This is a genomic window from Dyadobacter sp. HNCC25DJ187 (assembly GCF_056895255.1).
Map to the genome: position 1 here is coordinate 1,061,559 of NZ_JBXHAT010000002.1, position 16,580 is coordinate 1,078,138.

17 protein-coding genes are annotated in these 16,580 nt (G+C 42.9%); 4 read left to right on the plus strand and 13 right to left on the minus strand.

Features of this window, described 5'->3' with window-relative positions; translation table 11 throughout:
- Positions 1-14 precede the first annotated feature (14 nt).
- From AC1XUE_RS15400 to AC1XUE_RS15410, 3 genes are read right to left on the minus strand one after another with little or no spacing between them, the layout of a single operon-like run.
- Entirely contained in the window at positions 15-1,271 is a 1,257-nt protein-coding gene (locus AC1XUE_RS15400) for a Y-family DNA polymerase (protein ID WP_483356872.1), read from the minus strand.
- Positions 1,271-1,714, minus strand: a complete 444-nt coding sequence (locus AC1XUE_RS15405; RefSeq protein WP_483356873.1) for a LexA family protein — start codon at positions 1,712-1,714, stop codon at positions 1,271-1,273. The genes AC1XUE_RS15400 and AC1XUE_RS15405 overlap by 1 nt, the downstream gene beginning before the upstream one ends.
- Before the next feature lie 19 nt (positions 1,715-1,733).
- Positions 1,734-2,129, minus strand: coding sequence for a hypothetical protein (locus AC1XUE_RS15410; RefSeq protein ID WP_483356874.1), 396 nt, complete (start codon positions 2,127-2,129; stop codon positions 1,734-1,736).
- 275 nt (positions 2,130-2,404) lie between these two features.
- On the opposite strand from AC1XUE_RS15410, the gene AC1XUE_RS15415 reads away from it, so the two are divergent.
- Positions 2,405-3,127, plus strand: a complete 723-nt coding sequence (locus tag AC1XUE_RS15415; RefSeq protein ID WP_483356875.1) for an SOS response-associated peptidase — start codon at positions 2,405-2,407, stop codon at positions 3,125-3,127.
- Between the two features lie 96 nt (positions 3,128-3,223).
- Here AC1XUE_RS15415 and AC1XUE_RS15420 read toward each other — a convergent pair whose 3' ends face one another.
- Both AC1XUE_RS15420 and AC1XUE_RS15425 read right to left on the minus strand, forming a co-directional pair.
- Positions 3,224-4,078, minus strand: a complete 855-nt coding sequence (locus AC1XUE_RS15420) for a hypothetical protein (RefSeq protein WP_483356876.1) — start codon at positions 4,076-4,078, stop codon at positions 3,224-3,226.
- Between the two features lie 85 nt (positions 4,079-4,163).
- Complete coding sequence (locus tag AC1XUE_RS15425) at positions 4,164-4,607, minus strand: DNA methyltransferase (RefSeq protein ID WP_483358000.1); 444 nt, start codon at positions 4,605-4,607, stop codon at positions 4,164-4,166.
- Positions 4,608-4,619: 12 nt separating this feature from the next.
- Between AC1XUE_RS15425 and AC1XUE_RS15430 the strand changes: the two genes are divergently transcribed.
- On the plus strand, positions 4,620-4,730 hold the full coding sequence (locus AC1XUE_RS15430) for a hypothetical protein (RefSeq protein WP_483356877.1): 111 nt from the start codon (positions 4,620-4,622) through the stop codon (positions 4,728-4,730).
- A 468-nt stretch (positions 4,731-5,198) separates the two neighbouring features.
- On the opposite strand, the gene AC1XUE_RS15435 is transcribed toward AC1XUE_RS15430, so the two are convergent.
- The 8 genes from AC1XUE_RS15435 to AC1XUE_RS15470 all read right to left on the minus strand — a co-directional run bounded on the left by AC1XUE_RS15435 (position 5,199) and on the right by AC1XUE_RS15470 (position 11,431).
- Positions 5,199-5,375: a hypothetical protein gene (locus tag AC1XUE_RS15435; RefSeq protein ID WP_483356878.1), complete on the minus strand. Its 177-nt coding sequence runs from the start codon at positions 5,373-5,375 to the stop codon at positions 5,199-5,201.
- 355 nt (positions 5,376-5,730) lie between these two features.
- Positions 5,731-6,222, minus strand: a complete 492-nt coding sequence (locus tag AC1XUE_RS15440; RefSeq protein ID WP_483356879.1) for a hypothetical protein — start codon at positions 6,220-6,222, stop codon at positions 5,731-5,733.
- A 726-nt stretch (positions 6,223-6,948) separates the two neighbouring features.
- A complete protein-coding gene (locus AC1XUE_RS15445) occupies positions 6,949-7,281 on the minus strand; it encodes a YegP family protein (protein WP_483356880.1) in 333 nt (110 codons plus the stop codon).
- A 506-nt stretch (positions 7,282-7,787) separates the two neighbouring features.
- Entirely contained in the window at positions 7,788-8,606 is an 819-nt protein-coding gene (locus AC1XUE_RS15450) for a TIR domain-containing protein (RefSeq protein WP_483356881.1), read from the minus strand.
- Positions 8,607-8,651: 45 nt separating this feature from the next.
- Entirely contained in the window at positions 8,652-10,277 is a 1,626-nt protein-coding gene (locus AC1XUE_RS15455; RefSeq protein ID WP_483356882.1) for a DUF4435 domain-containing protein, read from the minus strand.
- Positions 10,259-10,573, minus strand: a complete 315-nt coding sequence (locus AC1XUE_RS15460) for a hypothetical protein (protein ID WP_483356883.1) — start codon at positions 10,571-10,573, stop codon at positions 10,259-10,261. Before AC1XUE_RS15460 ends, AC1XUE_RS15455 begins: the two co-directional genes overlap by 19 nt.
- A complete protein-coding gene (locus tag AC1XUE_RS15465) occupies positions 10,570-10,914 on the minus strand; it encodes a hypothetical protein (RefSeq protein ID WP_483356884.1) in 345 nt (114 codons plus the stop codon). The genes AC1XUE_RS15460 and AC1XUE_RS15465 overlap by 4 nt, the downstream gene beginning before the upstream one ends.
- Positions 10,915-11,176: 262 nt before the next feature.
- Positions 11,177-11,431, minus strand: coding sequence for a helix-turn-helix domain-containing protein (locus tag AC1XUE_RS15470; RefSeq protein ID WP_483356885.1), 255 nt, complete (start codon positions 11,429-11,431; stop codon positions 11,177-11,179).
- A gap of 513 nt (positions 11,432-11,944) precedes the next feature.
- Here AC1XUE_RS15470 and AC1XUE_RS15475 point away from each other — a divergent pair.
- Both AC1XUE_RS15475 and AC1XUE_RS15480 read left to right on the plus strand, forming a co-directional pair.
- Positions 11,945-13,306: a TlpA family protein disulfide reductase gene (locus AC1XUE_RS15475; protein ID WP_483356886.1), complete on the plus strand. Its 1,362-nt coding sequence runs from the start codon at positions 11,945-11,947 to the stop codon at positions 13,304-13,306.
- Between the two features lie 18 nt (positions 13,307-13,324).
- Entirely contained in the window at positions 13,325-16,534 is a 3,210-nt protein-coding gene (locus AC1XUE_RS15480) for a SusC/RagA family TonB-linked outer membrane protein (protein ID WP_483356887.1), read from the plus strand.
- The last annotated feature ends 46 nt before the right edge of the window (positions 16,535-16,580 follow it).

A 16,580-nucleotide genomic window follows, 5' to 3' on the forward strand; every position in this document is an offset into this window, starting at 1 on the left:
TCATAATCATTTTATCAGCATTTTATAGTGACTATCTCACTCATACGCGTGGTGTACCTGGGTGATAACCTCTCCCGTTTCATCTTCCAGACTCTATCCAGATCCTGCGAGGCCAGCTTTACTTTCTGCTGGCCTAACGCATGATTCAATTTATCAACTACAGCCATCAGGTTTCCGTGTTTTGGATCGGTGTTGTCGAAAATCATGAGCTGGGCATCGGCTGCAGGTGTAAGCTCCATCACAATAACCCCTGCTTTTTTATAACCGAAACCTGATTTGTAAATCCGCTTTAGGGCGTCTTGGGCAAAGTGTGCCAACTCAATATTTGAGTTGGTGGGATACGGAAGTTTGACTGTAGTTGCAGGTGTATACTGTGGCTGATCCGGACGAAAAGAATTTGTGAGCAAGAAAACCTGAATGACATTACAGCAGGAGTCCTGCTTTCTCAAACGCTCCGCGCATATGGTAGCGAACGTAATTACACGCTCCTGTACCCGTTCGTAATCATCGTAATTTTCATTGAAACTTCGGGTTACGGCAATGTTCTGTTTCGGTTTTACATCTTCCAGATCCAGCGTGCGGATTCCCTGCAATTCATGTTTTAACCGTAAACCGACAACACTCATTTGTTTTTTTACCCATGCGTCGGGCAGTCGGGTAAAGTCCTGAACCGTCCTGATCCCCATTGCCTGAAGCATTTTAAAATGCCGTGGGCCAATACCCCATACATCATCAATGGTGAATTTGGCAATCTCTTTTTCTAATCCTTCCCGTGTATCAATCACAAAAACGCCTCCGGTTTCTTTGCGTTTCTTCGCAATTTTGTTCGCCATTTTCGCCAGCGCTTTTGTAGGCGCGAAGCCTATGGAGATTGGTATTCCCGTTCCTTGGGTCACCTCCTGTCGCATTCGTTTGCCGATCTCCTGAAGACTGAAGTAATCAAACCCGTCAAAGCGTAAGAATGATTCATCAATGGAATATACTTCGATGTCTGGTGTATACACACTAAGCATACTCATGACCCGTGCGCTAATATCCCCATACAATGCATAGTTAGATGAAAACACATGTACATTCTGATCCTGAAAGAGTTTGTCAAACAGAAAAGACGGCGCACCCATTTTTATTCCCAGATCCTTTGCTTCCTGGCTACGGGCAATCACACATCCATCGTTGTTGGAAAGTACAACTATTGGCTTTCCTATCAGATCTGGCCGAAAAAGGCGTTCGCATGATGCATAAAAATTGTTACAGTCAACCAGTGCAAACATCAGAAAGATTTGATTACGTGAACAACTACACCCCAGATTTGAAAGTTGTTTCCCTCCGTTACCCGAATCGCAGGGTAATTGGAATTTTCTGCACACAACCAGCATCCGGTTTTTTCGATCCGGATACGCTTCACAGTAAATACACCGTCTAGAAAGGCGACAATAATTTTTCCATCAGTAGCTTTCAAGCTCTTGTCGATCACTACAATATCGCCATTGCAGATACTGACATCTTTCATAGAGTCACCCTCTATCCTGGCGAGGAATGTACTAGGCGGATTTTTGATCAGTTCCTTATTCAAATCAATAGTGAGATCGATAAAATCGGCAGCAGGAGAAGGGAACCCGGCGGACAGGCCAGGTATAAGAAGAAGATCCAGTGACGTTTTAACGTCGGCTGGAAAAACTTCAATTTTTCCGGAGTCTGAGAGTGAAAATGTCATATCAGCTCGCCATTAGCATTCAGATATAATCGGAATAAATATAATCCTCAATTACGTCCAGTTGTCCAGGTGTCAAATCGGCCTGCTCCCTTATGCAAATCTTCATTTCTTCTGACTGCATAGGAGTTAGGTCAAACATACTTTCATATCTTAGTCGTCCATCCTGCCCTTGGATCTGTAGTGTGATGTTTACTGGTACACTGTATAATATTGCGGAATCTGAGACAAATCTGATGGGGAAAATGATTGGCTGAGTCTTTGTTTGAAAGCCAAAAATCAGGATTGGCATGCTGCAAAAGATATCAACTCTGAATGTCATTCGAGAGAATGAAATGCGGTCGATATCGTTGTCCTGGAACTGGACGATTAGTCCAGTCTCATGTTCTATAACGTTGCTTTCGTGTAGCATTTTCATATTTTTCGTTGATTAAAGTTAAAATTTACCTGACTCGATATAAAAGATTGATTCAGAGAACTTAAAATTAAAATGATACGTTTAGTATCAAATAAATGATGTAATTAATACCAAGTTTAGCGGTTTTGAGAACGGTTAGCAAGTAGTATTGAAATTTTATTTTCGACGTATACTGTTAGTAAAGAGTGTTCGAGTCTGCGTATTTTTTGCGGAATTTACTCGCTGGCTTGGTTTTAGATTAGCAGTATTTCAACAGATGAAAAACTTTGAAAATTATGTGTTACCACGTATCCAATGAGCTGGACGCTGACGAGATTGCGAGAGAGTTCAGACTACCGGCTGCCAAGCTGGAGAATTTCAAAAAAGGATTTGATTTGAACGGGTTTGATAAGCCATATTTGCCTGTGATCAGTAAAGAGAATCCGCGCGAATTGACGACTTATCGCTGGCGCCTGGTGCCGAGCTGGGTAAAAGAAGAAAAGGACTGGAAAGCGAATACGCTCAATGCTCGAAACGACGAGTTATTTACAAAGGCGTCCTACCGGGATTCCTGGCAAAATCGTTGTCTAGTGCTTTGCACAGGTTTTTTTGAACCACATTATCCAGTACTTGGAGGAAAGGAACATGAATCCTGGTACATCAAGCCTACCACAAAAAAACTTTTTGCTTTGGGTGCTATCTACTCGAAATGGAATGGAATGAACACGTTTGCCATCGTAACCACAGATGCTAGTCCTAAGATGGCAAAGATTCATAATGACGGGGTACGGCAGCCGCTAATTTTAACGGGTGACGCTGCACTGTCCTGGCTTATTCCAAATTTGACACAAGATGAAATGGCAAATCTGATGGAATTCAAATACCCGGATGACAAAATGGAAGGCTACAGGACTATTGATGGTATTTACAATGCGCGTCAGGATACGAATGTTCCGGAAGCCATTCAGCCGTACGAACGGCCTCCGTTTGATGCGTTGGAGATGTTTGGAGTGAAGTAGTGTTTATCAAATTAAAGAACAGAACTTCTATAATGAGCTAGTTTGCAAGCTTATTAGTGTACCCCACTTTAAAACATGTGTAATTTATGTCGTGATCTACGGAAGATTAATACGCATCTCTGAATCACGTACACCATTATCTTTGTTGACAAGATATATGAAATTGCCTTCGAGCTCCAAGCCACTATTGTCCTTATTAAAACTGTATTCACCGGACTGTAAGTATGCGTCCAGTTCCCTAAGTCCTCCAATAATGGTATTGGCAAACCGGGCAGCATTAACAGATGTGCCACTGCTCGCAGACCCCATACCGGGAGGTGCATAGATGAGCCCATTACTCAATTTTACTGGACTTACGATATTTGCCTTACGTAGGAGGTGAGCGTCTTCCGTATCTATTTCGACTGCCAAACCTGTTACTCCTTTACATATGTATTTTTCAAGCAGATGCGGAAAATTTCTCAGGATAATTTCTAATAATTTTTTGTCAGAATACTCATAACCAGATAAATGAGGCAAGATATCTAGGAAATAAACGTTAGAATCGGTTTTATAAAAGAATAGTTGAAAATCACTTCGTTTAACAAAATAAGAAGCAGGATTCTCCAACTCCGTTTCCATATGTGCATGATAAATATCCCAGTGAATAAGTAAGCCGCCATTGGTTTCTTTCAAAATGCTCTTGCTAAGATGCTTTGTAATATCAGCACCTATCTCCAAATCATTTTTGATCGACAAATATGGACTCATCAACTCCTCATTATCCTTAAGGGTATTACACACATCCTCCGACTCATGAATAATGTACCTAGAGGGCCTAATTCTCCTTCTAGCATGATCATAAAATCTGATCAAACATTGCTTTAGGTCGTCTTCAGCCTTATTGGGAGCTACTTTAAACTTAACTAATTCCCGATCCAATATTGACCTAAGGTCGTTTTCTAATAACATGTTACAAGATTTATTTCTTAAATGATGCAAATTTCCAATCAAATGAGAGAGCTAAAACCTGCTCTTTCTTAAAACTCTCGTCAGTTCACAAACCACGCTTTTTTTTTCTATTGCTATCAGGAGTAAATAAACGGTTATATCCGTTTCTGTATTTATTGAGTAAAGGTCGTTCCGATTCAATATTAGAGAATCTGGAAAGTATATCATCTACTGGTCCAATTTCAACTCCAAGCCATTTCCGCTTTTTCAATTCAGCAACTATATATGTGCTACCACTGCCGCCAGAAGGATCAAATATTACGTCACCGGGTTGGCTCGACATCTCCAAAACTCTATCAAGTAACTTAATCGATAGTTCATTTGTTCCTTTTCGCTTCTTATATTTGGTATGCCGAACTGGCGGTATATCATACCATACATCAGTCATACTTATTCCTTTCGGATACATTTTATCTTTATAGCCGCCATAGTCTTTCAGATCGCCCTTGCATTTTGGGCATATTTCCATTGGGAGACGGTCAGCATTAATATAGTCGGTGGGGTGTTGATATTACCAACGAAAGAGCTTGCGCAGTATATAACTGACAGGGCTGGCAGTTATGACGAATTACAATCATACTTCACTTTATATAATTATCTTTCTATAGATTAAGGCGTACTCGGTGTGATCTCTGTAACTTACGATGAACTAGATAGTGATGTACCTCTTATTCCAAAAGGAAAAGATGGTAACAGTAAGAAACTATAAACAGGTAGCTTCTTACTGCATTTTTTACTCCGTCAACTCCCGAACATGGTAGTCAGTGTAAATGTCCTGACCAGACTTCTCGTTCCTTAGATGCAACTGAATTTTAGTTGCTCCAAGCTTTAGAGCTGAACGGATCTGTTCTGTAACTTCCCCTTTCACGTCATTCTTTATCCATCCCTGACCGTATATCCAGAACTCCTTAACGCCGGTCGGGGTGCAGCTAGGATAGAGCCGGTTAACATTTCGAAATGTTATGGAGCGTTTAGAATAGTGGTCGAAATTGCTTTCTGGCTTTTGTTCCATTGTGTTCATCGTATTATGGTTTAGAGTATGAGATTTACAATTAGGGAGGCTTTCGCCTCCCTTTACTGCTTAATACGGCAGCACCATATCACAAACCTGCTGATACAGCTTGTACAACAGTGAATACTTGCTTTTCAGAACAACTTTGGCTGCTGGTGATTTGGCTCTGTGCAGTTGCTTCTGAACTTGTGAGAGGTCTGAGGAAAGACTTTGCTGTAATGCGAATAGTTTATCTAGCGTATCCATGTGTGTAATCTTTAACCTTCCAGCACCGCACTGGAATTACGCGATCCACAGGTGTTAGAGCCGGATACATGCAGGGGAGAATTGAAAAATACTACCCGACGTCAGGAGGGTGGAGATTTTTCGATTCGGCGTAGCGCACCCTTGCGTGTTTCCGGCCGAGCCTAACTTTCGTAATACCTGTGTGGTAAGTGAGCAACCAGGATGCGGCATCCATTTGCGGAGCCGCCAACGCCGCTCCGCAGGGCGGCTAAAAAATGTCGGCACGGTCAACCAAACCCGGCTGGTACAGAGCTGAGCGGTGGTCGAGCTATGGAGCGACCTAAGCAGGCGGGAAGAATGAGCCTGATGGTCGGAATTACTTTTGCGAAAGCTGCTCTATCAGCCAATCTTCAAATCTCCCTGTGGATTTTCCTTTCAGAGAGTAATCGCTTGTAAAAGCTTTTGCATCGTATAGTTTAATGCGGATCTGGGTTGTGCTGCTGTCAACGGGGACTATCAGTAAGTTCCATGAAGCGGTAAAAGTGAATTTGTCAGTCCGGTCGGGGTATTCGTCTGAATAGCGCTCAGCGACAATATATGCGTCTGTGTTGGGAACGCGTCCGCTTTTACTTTCGAATCCTCCGTGTTTGGGAAATTTAGTCGGGCCGACGGTGATCAGTCCAGACCTGGTATCGCTACTTTCTACGGGGTAGCTATTGTCTACAGCAAGCAAAGCGAAGTCGTTCAGGACATCTTGTAGCGGTCTGCTTATTACAGCAACACGCGGCTGTTCGTCGTACTGATTTTTGAGAGGCACAAGTCTAACGCATGAAGTGCAAAGGAAGGCGAGTAAAAAGAGCTTTTTCATTTTTTTACTGGTTTGGTGAAATAGAAAAAAGGGACTGAAAAATATTCAATCCCTTTCCTGTTACCCTCCTTATGGCAGCAGCCGCCATATTAGTTAAGACGCGATTTTTGAAAACTGGTCACATGGGCAGAACGTTATTTCTAGGGTCTGGGTACAACGCTTTTTCTTGGACATTAGCACGACGCTACTATCGAAGGCGTGATGCGTGCCCGGGCCGGCGCCGCGCTGGAAGGGGTGCGGGGGCGCGGAGACGGCCAAAGGGGGCACACAAAATATGAAAGGTGGTGGACACACCTTAGACCCCGCAAAATATGCCAGTGGCCGCCACCGCCGAACGTCGGGAATGAAGGAAGAGCCGACGAAGGAGGGCACGCTGGCCCGGCGGCATGACTGACAAAGGAAGGCGTGACGGTGGACGCAGCGCCTGACTGAATGACCAGAGAGAGACAGCTAGACCCGCATTGCATAACGCTACTTGTTCGCGAAACCGCTGGCGGGGCTACCAGCCAAGCTCCCGCGCAGGCGTATTAAACATGATATCCTTACGCCTGTGGCCGAACATGCGCTAACGTGCGCGTCGAAAATTAAATTGTCCGGTCAGGGTTGCTTTTTCGCAAACTGACCGGACTGTTTAATGTGCGGTTGGAGATGTCGGAAATCTGTGTGATGCTGCACTGCGTGGCCAAGCCAACCGCTTCTTTTTCGAAGGGGTTGGCTGTGGGCGGGCTAAGTCAAGTCTTGAATTGGTGCGTCAGGAGCGTCACGCTTAACTGCTGCGATTCCATTTTCTCTTGCGGCAGCTGTTGTATAATTTTCACTCCTTCCAATTATTTCACCATTCCCTGCTCTTAAAACGAAGGTATAATTTGCAAATCCATCCTTTCGATCATATCTAACATCGTAGGGAGCATTAGTTTTTACTGATTCAATTCCATTATAGCAATTCTGCCTTGTTGTGTATCCTTCTCCTGAGAGAATTATTTCTGAGTTACCTGTTGCTCGAAGGCGATAATAAAAATTATTGTCCTTGGCACTCTTAAAAACTTGAAAATTTCCCATAACTGATATTCTAGAGGTTAGTTGATAATTCAAACAAAATATTAATAATTGTCTTAGTAATAGAAAATATTGTAATTAACTTATTAAACGGAAACCTACATCGATACCCGCTTGCCACCTCAGATGGTAGACATGTCAGCCATAATTGGATCTTTTGATTGCAAAATCAAGCTTTAAGTCAGAAATTAGGCAATTCTACGATCCGACGTTCAGAAGGAGGTAAAATCACTATTTGAGTAGCATGTTTGGCGGGGCTACCCGCCAAGCTCTTGCGCAGGCGTGTAAAATACGATGCTGTTAAGCCCGTGGCCGAATGTGCGCTAACGTGCGCGTAGAAAATTAAATTGTCCGGTCAGGGTTGCTTTTTCGCAAACTGACCGGACTGTTTAATGTGCGGCTGGAGATGTAGGAAATCTGTGTGATGCTGCACTGCGTGGGCAAGCCAACCGCTTCTTAAAAGGTTGTGCGGTTGGGAAGGGGTTGATTGTGGGTTGGTAGCATCTGTACTAGGTTTGAAAATCATTATCGCTGTCCCTGTAAGCCTCGTATGTGGATATCAATTTACGAACAAGAGGTTTAGGCGCAGGAAATTTTTCCAATGCTTTTTGTTCAATCAATTGCACTGGCATCATCTTTTTTACTTGACCAATTATGAATTTTTCCAATTGATTTACATTTAAATTGGGTATTTCTTCAAAAGACGATACGACTTCATAGCTTTGAAATTTTAAGGACTCCTTCAATTCCATCTGCCTAATTCTTTTATCCATTCCACGTACAGATGAAAGAACTTCTGACAAGATGCTGTCATCATCTCTCTTCTCTATTTCGCCTATTTGAGGAGATTCTTCAATAATTTTGTTGAACTTTTCTTCAAACTGATTCCAATATGTACTAAAAACTTTCTCCAAAATGGCTTCTTTGAGAGCTTGATCTTTAAGGGAAACGTTTATTGTTCTAACTAATTGCCACATTCCATCTCTATCTGGTTTTGTATGATTAAATTGAGCCAAAGGATTCTCAATTTCAGATGGTTCAATATCTACCAGGAAAGTACATACACGACCTGTTGGCAACCCCTTGGTTATAGCACCTGATTCAAACAATATCCAAGGTTTGTTTTTATTCTCGGCAGTTAAACAAATTATTCCAATGGATGTATTAGCAAGTTGATCATTTATTTCTGAAAACCAGAGTGCTCCTCGATCAATATCTTTACTTGATAGCCAAGGCGAGCATGCCTGTATAACACATTGTAACCAATCATCTAATAATGAGGCAACTCGATGACTGCGCTCACCAGACCAACTAATAAATACTCTCATAATATTTTAAAATATAAAATGGTTGTAAATGCATAAAACAAATATCTATCCCATAGATATTTGTTTTATCCTGTTGATTACTTGAATTGAGTTGTATTCCCTTGAAAGAATCTTGCTATAAAATAAATTAAAAAAACTATCTCTTTTTAAACCCAAAATATCCAGTAATTTGGAATTATGCAGTAATCCTTTGTCATTAAATACCTCTAAAATTGAAATGTAGTCTCTTTTTCTAACTATGTCATTAAACCATTCGATGTTAAAGTCATAAATTGGTTTAAATTTTATATTCTCCAAATGTGTTTGAAGTTCGATTTCAATCTCCGATACCTCTTTCAATTTCGGATTAAATGTTCTATCAAACTGTCGATTTATACTTGACTTCGCGTGATCAATCGCCTGGTCGATCATTTTTTCTTTAAAACTGTTAATTATATTGTTAACACAGATTTCAAATGTTGATATGTAATCCTTGGACATGGCTAAGCAAATTAGCTCAATTGATTCTGGTAATAAGAATAAATTTTCAATTTCTGCAACCTTCAATACGGATACATGGTCTTTCTCTAGGCGGTTGATCTCATCCGCGGTTCTTCTGTCTCTATCAACAATCCCAAAAGCTTGAAAATGGTGAAGTTGCTTGATGTTATTATATGCAATAACAGAGCTTATTACGTTTCTACAAGATTTTAATGGATATACATAAAATTCACTAAAAACAATATCAAATATCTTTTTGTCGTAGCTATTTTTATCTCCTTCTACAAATAGGATATTCTTTCGAGCTCCAAGTAATTGTAGCAATATTGCATCTGGAATTTCATTGTCTTTCGGAAGTATTTCAAAATCCCAAGCTGGCTCAGGGTAATATTCTTTAATCCATATTTTTTCCGAATTAGTCCGACCTGCTGCAAACTCTAAATCATGAGTTAAATATACAAATATGCAATCATGTCTAAGCGATTCCAATTTATCCCATAGTTGAGTATTTACTGACCGGTGGAGATGAATTTCCGGCTCATCAATAATTAGTATGGTATTTAAAGGGACAAACATAACGGACGCAGAGAAATAAAGTATAATTTTTTCTCCATCACTCATATGGGATGCATTGTATATACTGGGATGGTTTTTCCTTTTTACCAATAGCTGTCCTGATGTCACAAGCATTTCATTATTCGTAATGTTATTCCATATTTCTATTACTTGATCAAGTTTTGTAAAAGGTTTATCTATGTGACCTTGTTTGTAATCTAAAGCATTTTTATACTCATCACTATGAATTAATGTAAGTAATGTGCCAAAATCATCTAATTCATTAATTAAACCTTTCCATCTATTTCCAAATTTATATTCACTATAAAATTCCTTTTGCCAGTTCTTGTCATAATATCCGAACAAATGTCTTTTTTCAGCTTCCTCAATCCCTGTAGGCATTGTAGTGTCAGGCATTGTTAATGACTTTTGAGCTGATATTCTATGAACTTCTGTAATATAACCTCTTTCAATCTGCTCGCTAAACCTAGTTTTTCCTGCGCCGTTAGCTCCAATAATTACTAAACTATGGTCGACATCAAGAACGTTGGTTTCATCGCTGTTAATCTTTTTTGGTAAGACGATAGATCTCATATCAACTAAGAAAAATGTTTTATCTAAAACTCCACCATCCATCCAAACCTACCCTTATAATCAATCAAAGTATCAACACTGGCAGTCTGCTTCTTTACTTCTGCCTGTACTTCAATTCGCAGGTGACCATCTGGAATGTAGCCTATGTGCAAACTTTCGCTATGGGTGCGGTCAAAGTATTCTGTTGCTATTATTGTGCTGTCGGGATTGTAGAGCCGGACGGTGGCAAAGTCGGCGTTCAGTACGGTGATTTCAATATCACGGTAAGGGCCGATTTGGTTTGAACAAGATAGGCAGAAAAAAAGAAAAAAGGGGGCGGTTTTTAGTAAACGGTTCATAGCTTCAGATGATTGATGTAACCGGATAGTTTAATTGGCTCATTCTCAACAGGAAGCGGTTTCGCATTTAATACCTCCAGTTGTAACCGTATTTTCTGGGCGTTGTCCTGCATATCGGGAAAGGATGCCAGTTCGCTATTCAGCTTCTTTAATTCATGCGTTGCTTTTTCCCGTTCGTACAGGTCCAGATTTGGAATGGCTTCTGTCAGGTTATTGATTCTGGCTTGTAACAGCTGTCGTTCTGATCGTTGCTGTGCCTGGCGGCTGAGTTCTTTTGAAAGCTCGTACTGAAGTATCTTTCTACGGCTGCCGGTTGTGTCTTTTGCGGGTTTTGGCTGCACTGGCGTGAACGTGAAAACAGGATTTAGGACGAATTCCAGTTCTGCCTTTTTGCCGCTCTCTGGCAGGTTTTCTTTTTGGTAATTGAATTCCGTATTGGACTGTACGGTAAGGCTGATCAGCGGTTTTCCTGATATCAGCGCTACGAGGCTGTCGGGTGAAATAGGAGAAAGATCTCAGCAGAAAGTGAGAGTAAGTCGTTGTTAGAGGATGATCATTTTCAATTCCAGTCTGACTCCTTGAGAATATAAAAGTCTTGGCAACCTATTGGGAATGTTCAAATAACTCCGAATCAAAGAAGTCTTTCATTGATATCCCTAACGCTATGCAGATTTTATTAATAGAATATACAGAGGCCCCTCTCCCCGATTCCAATCTTTGAAGTGTTTGTTTATCTGTATCTAAATCTTCTGCAGCAAAATGGAGCTGTTTCTTACCAGACGACGTCCTCAGCTCCTTGATTCGCTGAGCAATTTTATTTTTCAATTTAACATCTGTATCGTCTAGCCTTGCACTCATACTTGCAAGGAGTAAAATTTCAAAAAATTAAAAGTCAGCCATTTGGTTGACTTTTGTGTATTTTTGGCTAAATTTGAATATTAAATCAATACCGCGATACTTCACAAAGAAATTTGAAGCATTCGCTTAGAGTCTCACATTAGAAAACTGGTAATTTTTGCAGCGAGACAATAGGCAGAATAGCTCACGACCTAGGCGTGGGTTTGCTTGTTGCTGCATGGTATACCAGTACCTCTAATGAAATAAGCCAAGTTCCACGCCTTTTATAGGCTCCCCTACCACCGCACATCAGGGAACTGGCTTAGTTAATTTTTGTCGAACGCTGCCGTATCTTCGGAAGCACAAACTGATTAACGCGTATGATTGCCATTATTACCCTAGTAATCTGTCCACCGGACTAAGCACAATTCCAATATTCATGATCTGACCGTCAATTGACGGTTACTGCATTGCCGTTTTCATTTTTTGAAAACGGGCAGGATATCTATTGTTTTCACTCCAATCTTTTTTGCAATGAACTCACGTTTTTGCTCACCAGGGAAGCTATTGCCTTACCTGTTGTATCTTCTACTTTCATTTATACTAATGCTTTGCTGGCGGCCTGCGAAAGCTCAGCAGGTTAAGGCCCCATTCCGTTCACTGTCTATTGGCGACACGGTTCCGGACGCTGTCATCCGAAACGTTTTAAACTATAAAACACCTACAGCGAAAGTCTCTGATTTCACAGGAAAACTGCTAATCCTGGATTTCTGGGCTTATTGGTGCAGCCCGTGTGTCTATATGATCCCCCGAATGGATTCGCTTCAAAAACAGTTTGAAGGCAAGGTCCAGTTTCTGGCAGTGACCACAGAGCCCGCAGCAAAAGTGGCTGCCTTCCGTGTTAAACACGAGAAAAGATATGGCAAACGTATAGCCCATCCGGAAGTCGTTGCAGACACAGTTTTAAGCAGGATGTTTTACCACTCGACCTTTCCTCACTACGTGTGGATTGATCAGACAGGCGTGGTGCGCGCCATTACTGAAATGGAGGAGATTACCGCTGAAAAGATCAGCTCAATGCTAAGAAAACCGGATGCGGTACTCAGCGAAAAGAAAGACGAAATACGAATCCCCTATTCAGACAAGCTCCCGCTGCTAGCGAACGGAAACGGTGGTGATGGCAGTAGAATCATCTACCACTCGTTAATGACCGGCTACACACCGGGATTACCGGGAGGGTTCTCCTGGAAGAATGAACAGGAAAAGGGAAAAAGAATCACAGTACGCAACTGCAGCCGCCTTTGGCTGTACCGCATCGCTTACGCGAAACCCGGAGGGTGGTTTGATCAGGGTAGCGTCATTATTGAATCTGACCGTGGCTCCGAGCTCACATCAGAGCTTTATGGTGCCGACTACCGAAACTGGCTGGACGAAGGCCACGGCTTTTGTTATGAATTGATTGTTCCGCCCTCTTTATCCGGCAAAGCCAATCAATTGATGCAAAAGGATTTGGAAAACATGTTTCCCGAGTTCTCGGCTAGTGTCGAGCTGCGCCGAAAAAAATGCCTTGTGCTCAGATCTACCACAGAGACCGGTAAACTGGAGATCAGTGGAACCGGGCCTGTACAGATCCAGACAGACCGCTTTGGCTGGCAGGTAAAAAATGCTACGCTGTCCATGCTCGTAGAGAGGCTTAACAAATCCCAGAACCACCCTATTCCTATTGTTGATCAGACCGGCTTTAAAAAACGTGTTAACCTTCAAATTGAATCAGGTCTTTCCGATCTGACTGCCCTGAATAAAGAACTGGCCGGTTACGGGCTGACAATGACAGAAACAGAGCTTGATCAACGTGTACTGATTATACGTGACAATCTATCTGCATCAGCGCGCTAACCCTTGATCCCCATCCATATGAAAACACTTTTCACCCTATTACTAATCATCACTTTACCTGCTGTCTCGCTGGCGCAGCTTACAAAAATCCACGGCAGGATCGTGTCCGCTGATGATCAGACCCCACTTGCAGGAGCATCTGTGATCCAGAAGGGCACTTTTCAGGGAGTATCGGCAGACTCATCGGGACGCTTCAGTATAGCTGTGAACGGCACGGATCCTGTACTGGTCATTTCATTTATCGGTTATCTCAGACAGGAAGTTCGTGTAACTGGGTCCCAGCTGCAGTTGATAGAATTGCTGGCAGACGCAAATCAGCTTGGCGAGGTGACTGTTTCCAGCGGCTACCAGCAAATCGCACGTGAACGGGCAACTGGTTCTTTTGTTCAGGTCGATAATCAGCTTTTAAACCGCAGCGTGAGTCCTGATATTATCAGCAGGCTTTCTGATGTGGTACCCGGTCTTGTATTTAACCGGAACGGGATCACCCCCCGTGAAGCGCAAAGCCCTATTACGATTCGGGGCCAAAGTACCATCTTCGCAAGGCAGGACCCCTTGATTATATTAGATAACTTCCCCTACACAGGTGATCTTGCTTCAATCAATCCCAACGACATCGAGAGTGTTACAATTCTCAAAGACGCAGCGGCAGCCTCCATCTGGGGAGCCCAGTCTGGTAACGGGGTCATAGTAATCACAAGTAAAACAGGAAACTTCAATCAGCCTGTTCAGGTGTCTGTCAATAGTAATGTCACCGTGCAGCAAAGGCCGGACCTTTATTACGTTCCACAGCTATCTACTTCTGAGTATATCGACATTGAAAAGACGCTGTTCCAACGTGGCTATTACAACAGTATTGAAAATGACAATGCCAAAACTGCATTTACACCTGTACTGGATTTACTGATTGCTCAAAGAGACGGCAGAATCAGCACATCTGAAGCAGAGGCTCAAATAGATGCTTTTCGCGGCAAAGATGTCAGAGAAGACATCAGCAGGCACCTGTACCGAAACAGTGTCAATCAGCAATACGCTGTAAACATCCGGGGAGGTGCAAAAAATCAGCGATACATGGTCTCCGGCGGTTTTGATAAAAATATGGCTTCCACTGTGGGCAGTGATTTTTCAAGAACCACGCTTAATGCTACAAATACCTACACACTGCTCAAACAAAAGCTGGAACTGACCACCGGGATCTATTATACGTCCTCAGAAAACCTGTTAAACAATGTAGGGGTCAGTGATTTGAACACATCGCCCGGGAGGCCGCTTTATCCTTATGCCAGCTTCACAGATCAGAGTGGCAACCCCGCCCCACTCGTCCACTCTTACAGGAAAAGTTTTCTTGATCAGGCCAACGCGCAGGGACTTTTGGACTGGAGTTACAATCCGATCATTGATCAAAAGCTTCTTGATAACAAAGTGCGTCTGACAGACTACCGGGTGAATTTGAATGCTACATATAAGATCAACTCATGGCTGTCTGCGCAGGCCCTTTATCAATATGTCAACAACATGAGCCAGGTGCGAAGGCGTCAGGATAAAAACAGCTGGTTCGTACGCGATATGGTCAACCGTTATACGATTGTCGGCCAGACGGGAGCGCTCACAAGGCCGGTTCCCTATGGTGATATTCTGGACATCAGCGACCTGCAAGCTATAACCCACAATGTAAGGGCGCAGTTAAACGTCAACAAGGATTTCTCAAATCAAAGCAATTTAACCGCATTAGCAGGAGTTGAAGTCCGCGAGCTTGCTACCAGAGGTTTTTCAAACCGGCTGTATGGTTATGACCCTGACCTGGCTACAAGTGTTCTGGTCGATCACCTCTCCAATTTTGCTTCCTATGTGAACCCGGCTTCGACCACCAACAGGATAGCTTCCATTAATGGCTTAACTGATCTAACCGACAGGTATTTATCCTTTTACGGTAACGCGGCCTATACCTATCTGGGTCGTTACATCCTGTCGGCAAGCGCAAGGTATGATCAATCAAACCTGTTTGGTGTAAAAACAAATCAGAAGGGCGTGCCGCTCTATTCAGCGGGCGCAAGCTGGAAAGTAAACCGGGAAGGGTTTTATAATCTCTCCTGGCTTCCCTCCCTGACACTTAGAACCACCTATGGATACAATGGTAACATTGACAAAACCCTCTCTGCCTACACTACAGCGCAGTACAGGCCTGCTCAGAGTTCTGCGGTAGGATTACCTTTTGCAAGCATCATTAACCCTCCCAACCCTGAACTCAGATGGGAACGGATCAGGATGATCAACTTGGCACTGGATTTCAAGACGAAAGGAAATGTGCTCAGTGGCAGCATCGAGTATTATCTAAAAAAGGGAATTGACCTGATTGGTCAATCTCCTCTCGCGCCTCAGACCGGCATGAGTGTTTTCAGGGGAAACACAGCCCAAACCAGTGGAAAAGGTCTTGATCTGAATCTTTCATCACGGAACCTGAGAGGGGAATTTCAGTGGAACACAGACTTTTTTGTCAGTTACGCGGCAGATAAGGTGAGTAAATATCTGGTCAAACCAACAAACGTTGTTGGCTCCTATCTGAGCGGAGGGACTATTGTACCCGCAGAGGGCAAGCCACTTTACGGCATTTACAGTTTCCAGTGGGCTGGCCTGGATCCGGTCAACGGCAACCCGAGAGGTTATCTTCAGGGCGAGCCAAGCAGTAATTATGCTTCAATCAGGACCTCAACTACTTTAGAAGACCTGGTATACCATGGCACGATGCGCCCGCTTTTATTCGGCGCTATCCGCAACACATTCTCATGGAAGGGAATCAGTTTGTCTGCTAATATCAGCTACCGTCTGAAATACTTTTATAGGACCCCTTCGCTGAGCTATGATACGATATTGAGCGGCGCTGGCGGCCACGCGGATTATAGTAACAGATGGCAGCAGCCCGGTGATGAGGCATTCACCCACGTACCTTCTATGCCTCAGGTCAATCAATCTCAAAGAAATGAGTTTTACAGGTACGCATCCGTGCATGTAAAACCAGGTGACCACATCCGTTTTCAGGATATCAATCTGAGCTATTCACTTAACAAATCGCAAGTCAAAACCCTGCCCTTCCAATCAGCTCAGATTTACCTGTACGCCAACAATCTGGGAATCATCTGGAAAAAAGCAGACGGACATCTTGACCCGGATGCATTGACTGCGCCACCGGCACCCAGAAGTATTGCCGGCGGGATCAAAATCGATTTCTAACACTCATCTCATCCAACATGAAATACTGTAACATTCTATTCTTATG

Bases quoted from the DNA above. Each gene is read 5' to 3' on its own strand.
- AC1XUE_RS15400 (WP_483356872.1), bottom strand. From the start codon at position 1,271: ATGTTTGCACTGGTTGACTGTAACAATTTTTATGCATCATGCGAACGC.
- AC1XUE_RS15405 (WP_483356873.1), bottom strand. From the start codon at position 1,714: ATGACATTTTCACTCTCAGACTCCGGAAAAATTGAAGTTTTTCCAGCC.
- AC1XUE_RS15410 (WP_483356874.1), bottom strand. From the start codon at position 2,129: ATGAAAATGCTACACGAAAGCAACGTTATAGAACATGAGACTGGACTA.
- AC1XUE_RS15415 (WP_483356875.1), top strand. From the start codon at position 2,405: ATGTGTTACCACGTATCCAATGAGCTGGACGCTGACGAGATTGCGAGA.
- AC1XUE_RS15420 (WP_483356876.1), bottom strand. From the start codon at position 4,078: ATGTTATTAGAAAACGACCTTAGGTCAATATTGGATCGGGAATTAGTT.
- AC1XUE_RS15435 (WP_483356878.1), bottom strand. From the start codon at position 5,375: ATGGATACGCTAGATAAACTATTCGCATTACAGCAAAGTCTTTCCTCA.
- AC1XUE_RS15440 (WP_483356879.1), bottom strand. From the start codon at position 6,222: ATGAAAAAGCTCTTTTTACTCGCCTTCCTTTGCACTTCATGCGTTAGA.
- AC1XUE_RS15445 (WP_483356880.1), bottom strand. From the start codon at position 7,281: ATGGGAAATTTTCAAGTTTTTAAGAGTGCCAAGGACAATAATTTTTAT.
- AC1XUE_RS15450 (WP_483356881.1), bottom strand. From the start codon at position 8,606: ATGAGAGTATTTATTAGTTGGTCTGGTGAGCGCAGTCATCGAGTTGCC.
- AC1XUE_RS15455 (WP_483356882.1), bottom strand. From the start codon at position 10,277: ATGGATGGTGGAGTTTTAGATAAAACATTTTTCTTAGTTGATATGAGA.
- AC1XUE_RS15460 (WP_483356883.1), bottom strand. From the start codon at position 10,573: ATGAACCGTTTACTAAAAACCGCCCCCTTTTTTCTTTTTTTCTGCCTA.
- AC1XUE_RS15470 (WP_483356885.1), bottom strand. From the start codon at position 11,431: ATGAGTGCAAGGCTAGACGATACAGATGTTAAATTGAAAAATAAAATT.
- AC1XUE_RS15475 (WP_483356886.1), top strand. From the start codon at position 11,945: ATGAACTCACGTTTTTGCTCACCAGGGAAGCTATTGCCTTACCTGTTG.
- AC1XUE_RS15480 (WP_483356887.1), top strand. From the start codon at position 13,325: ATGAAAACACTTTTCACCCTATTACTAATCATCACTTTACCTGCTGTC.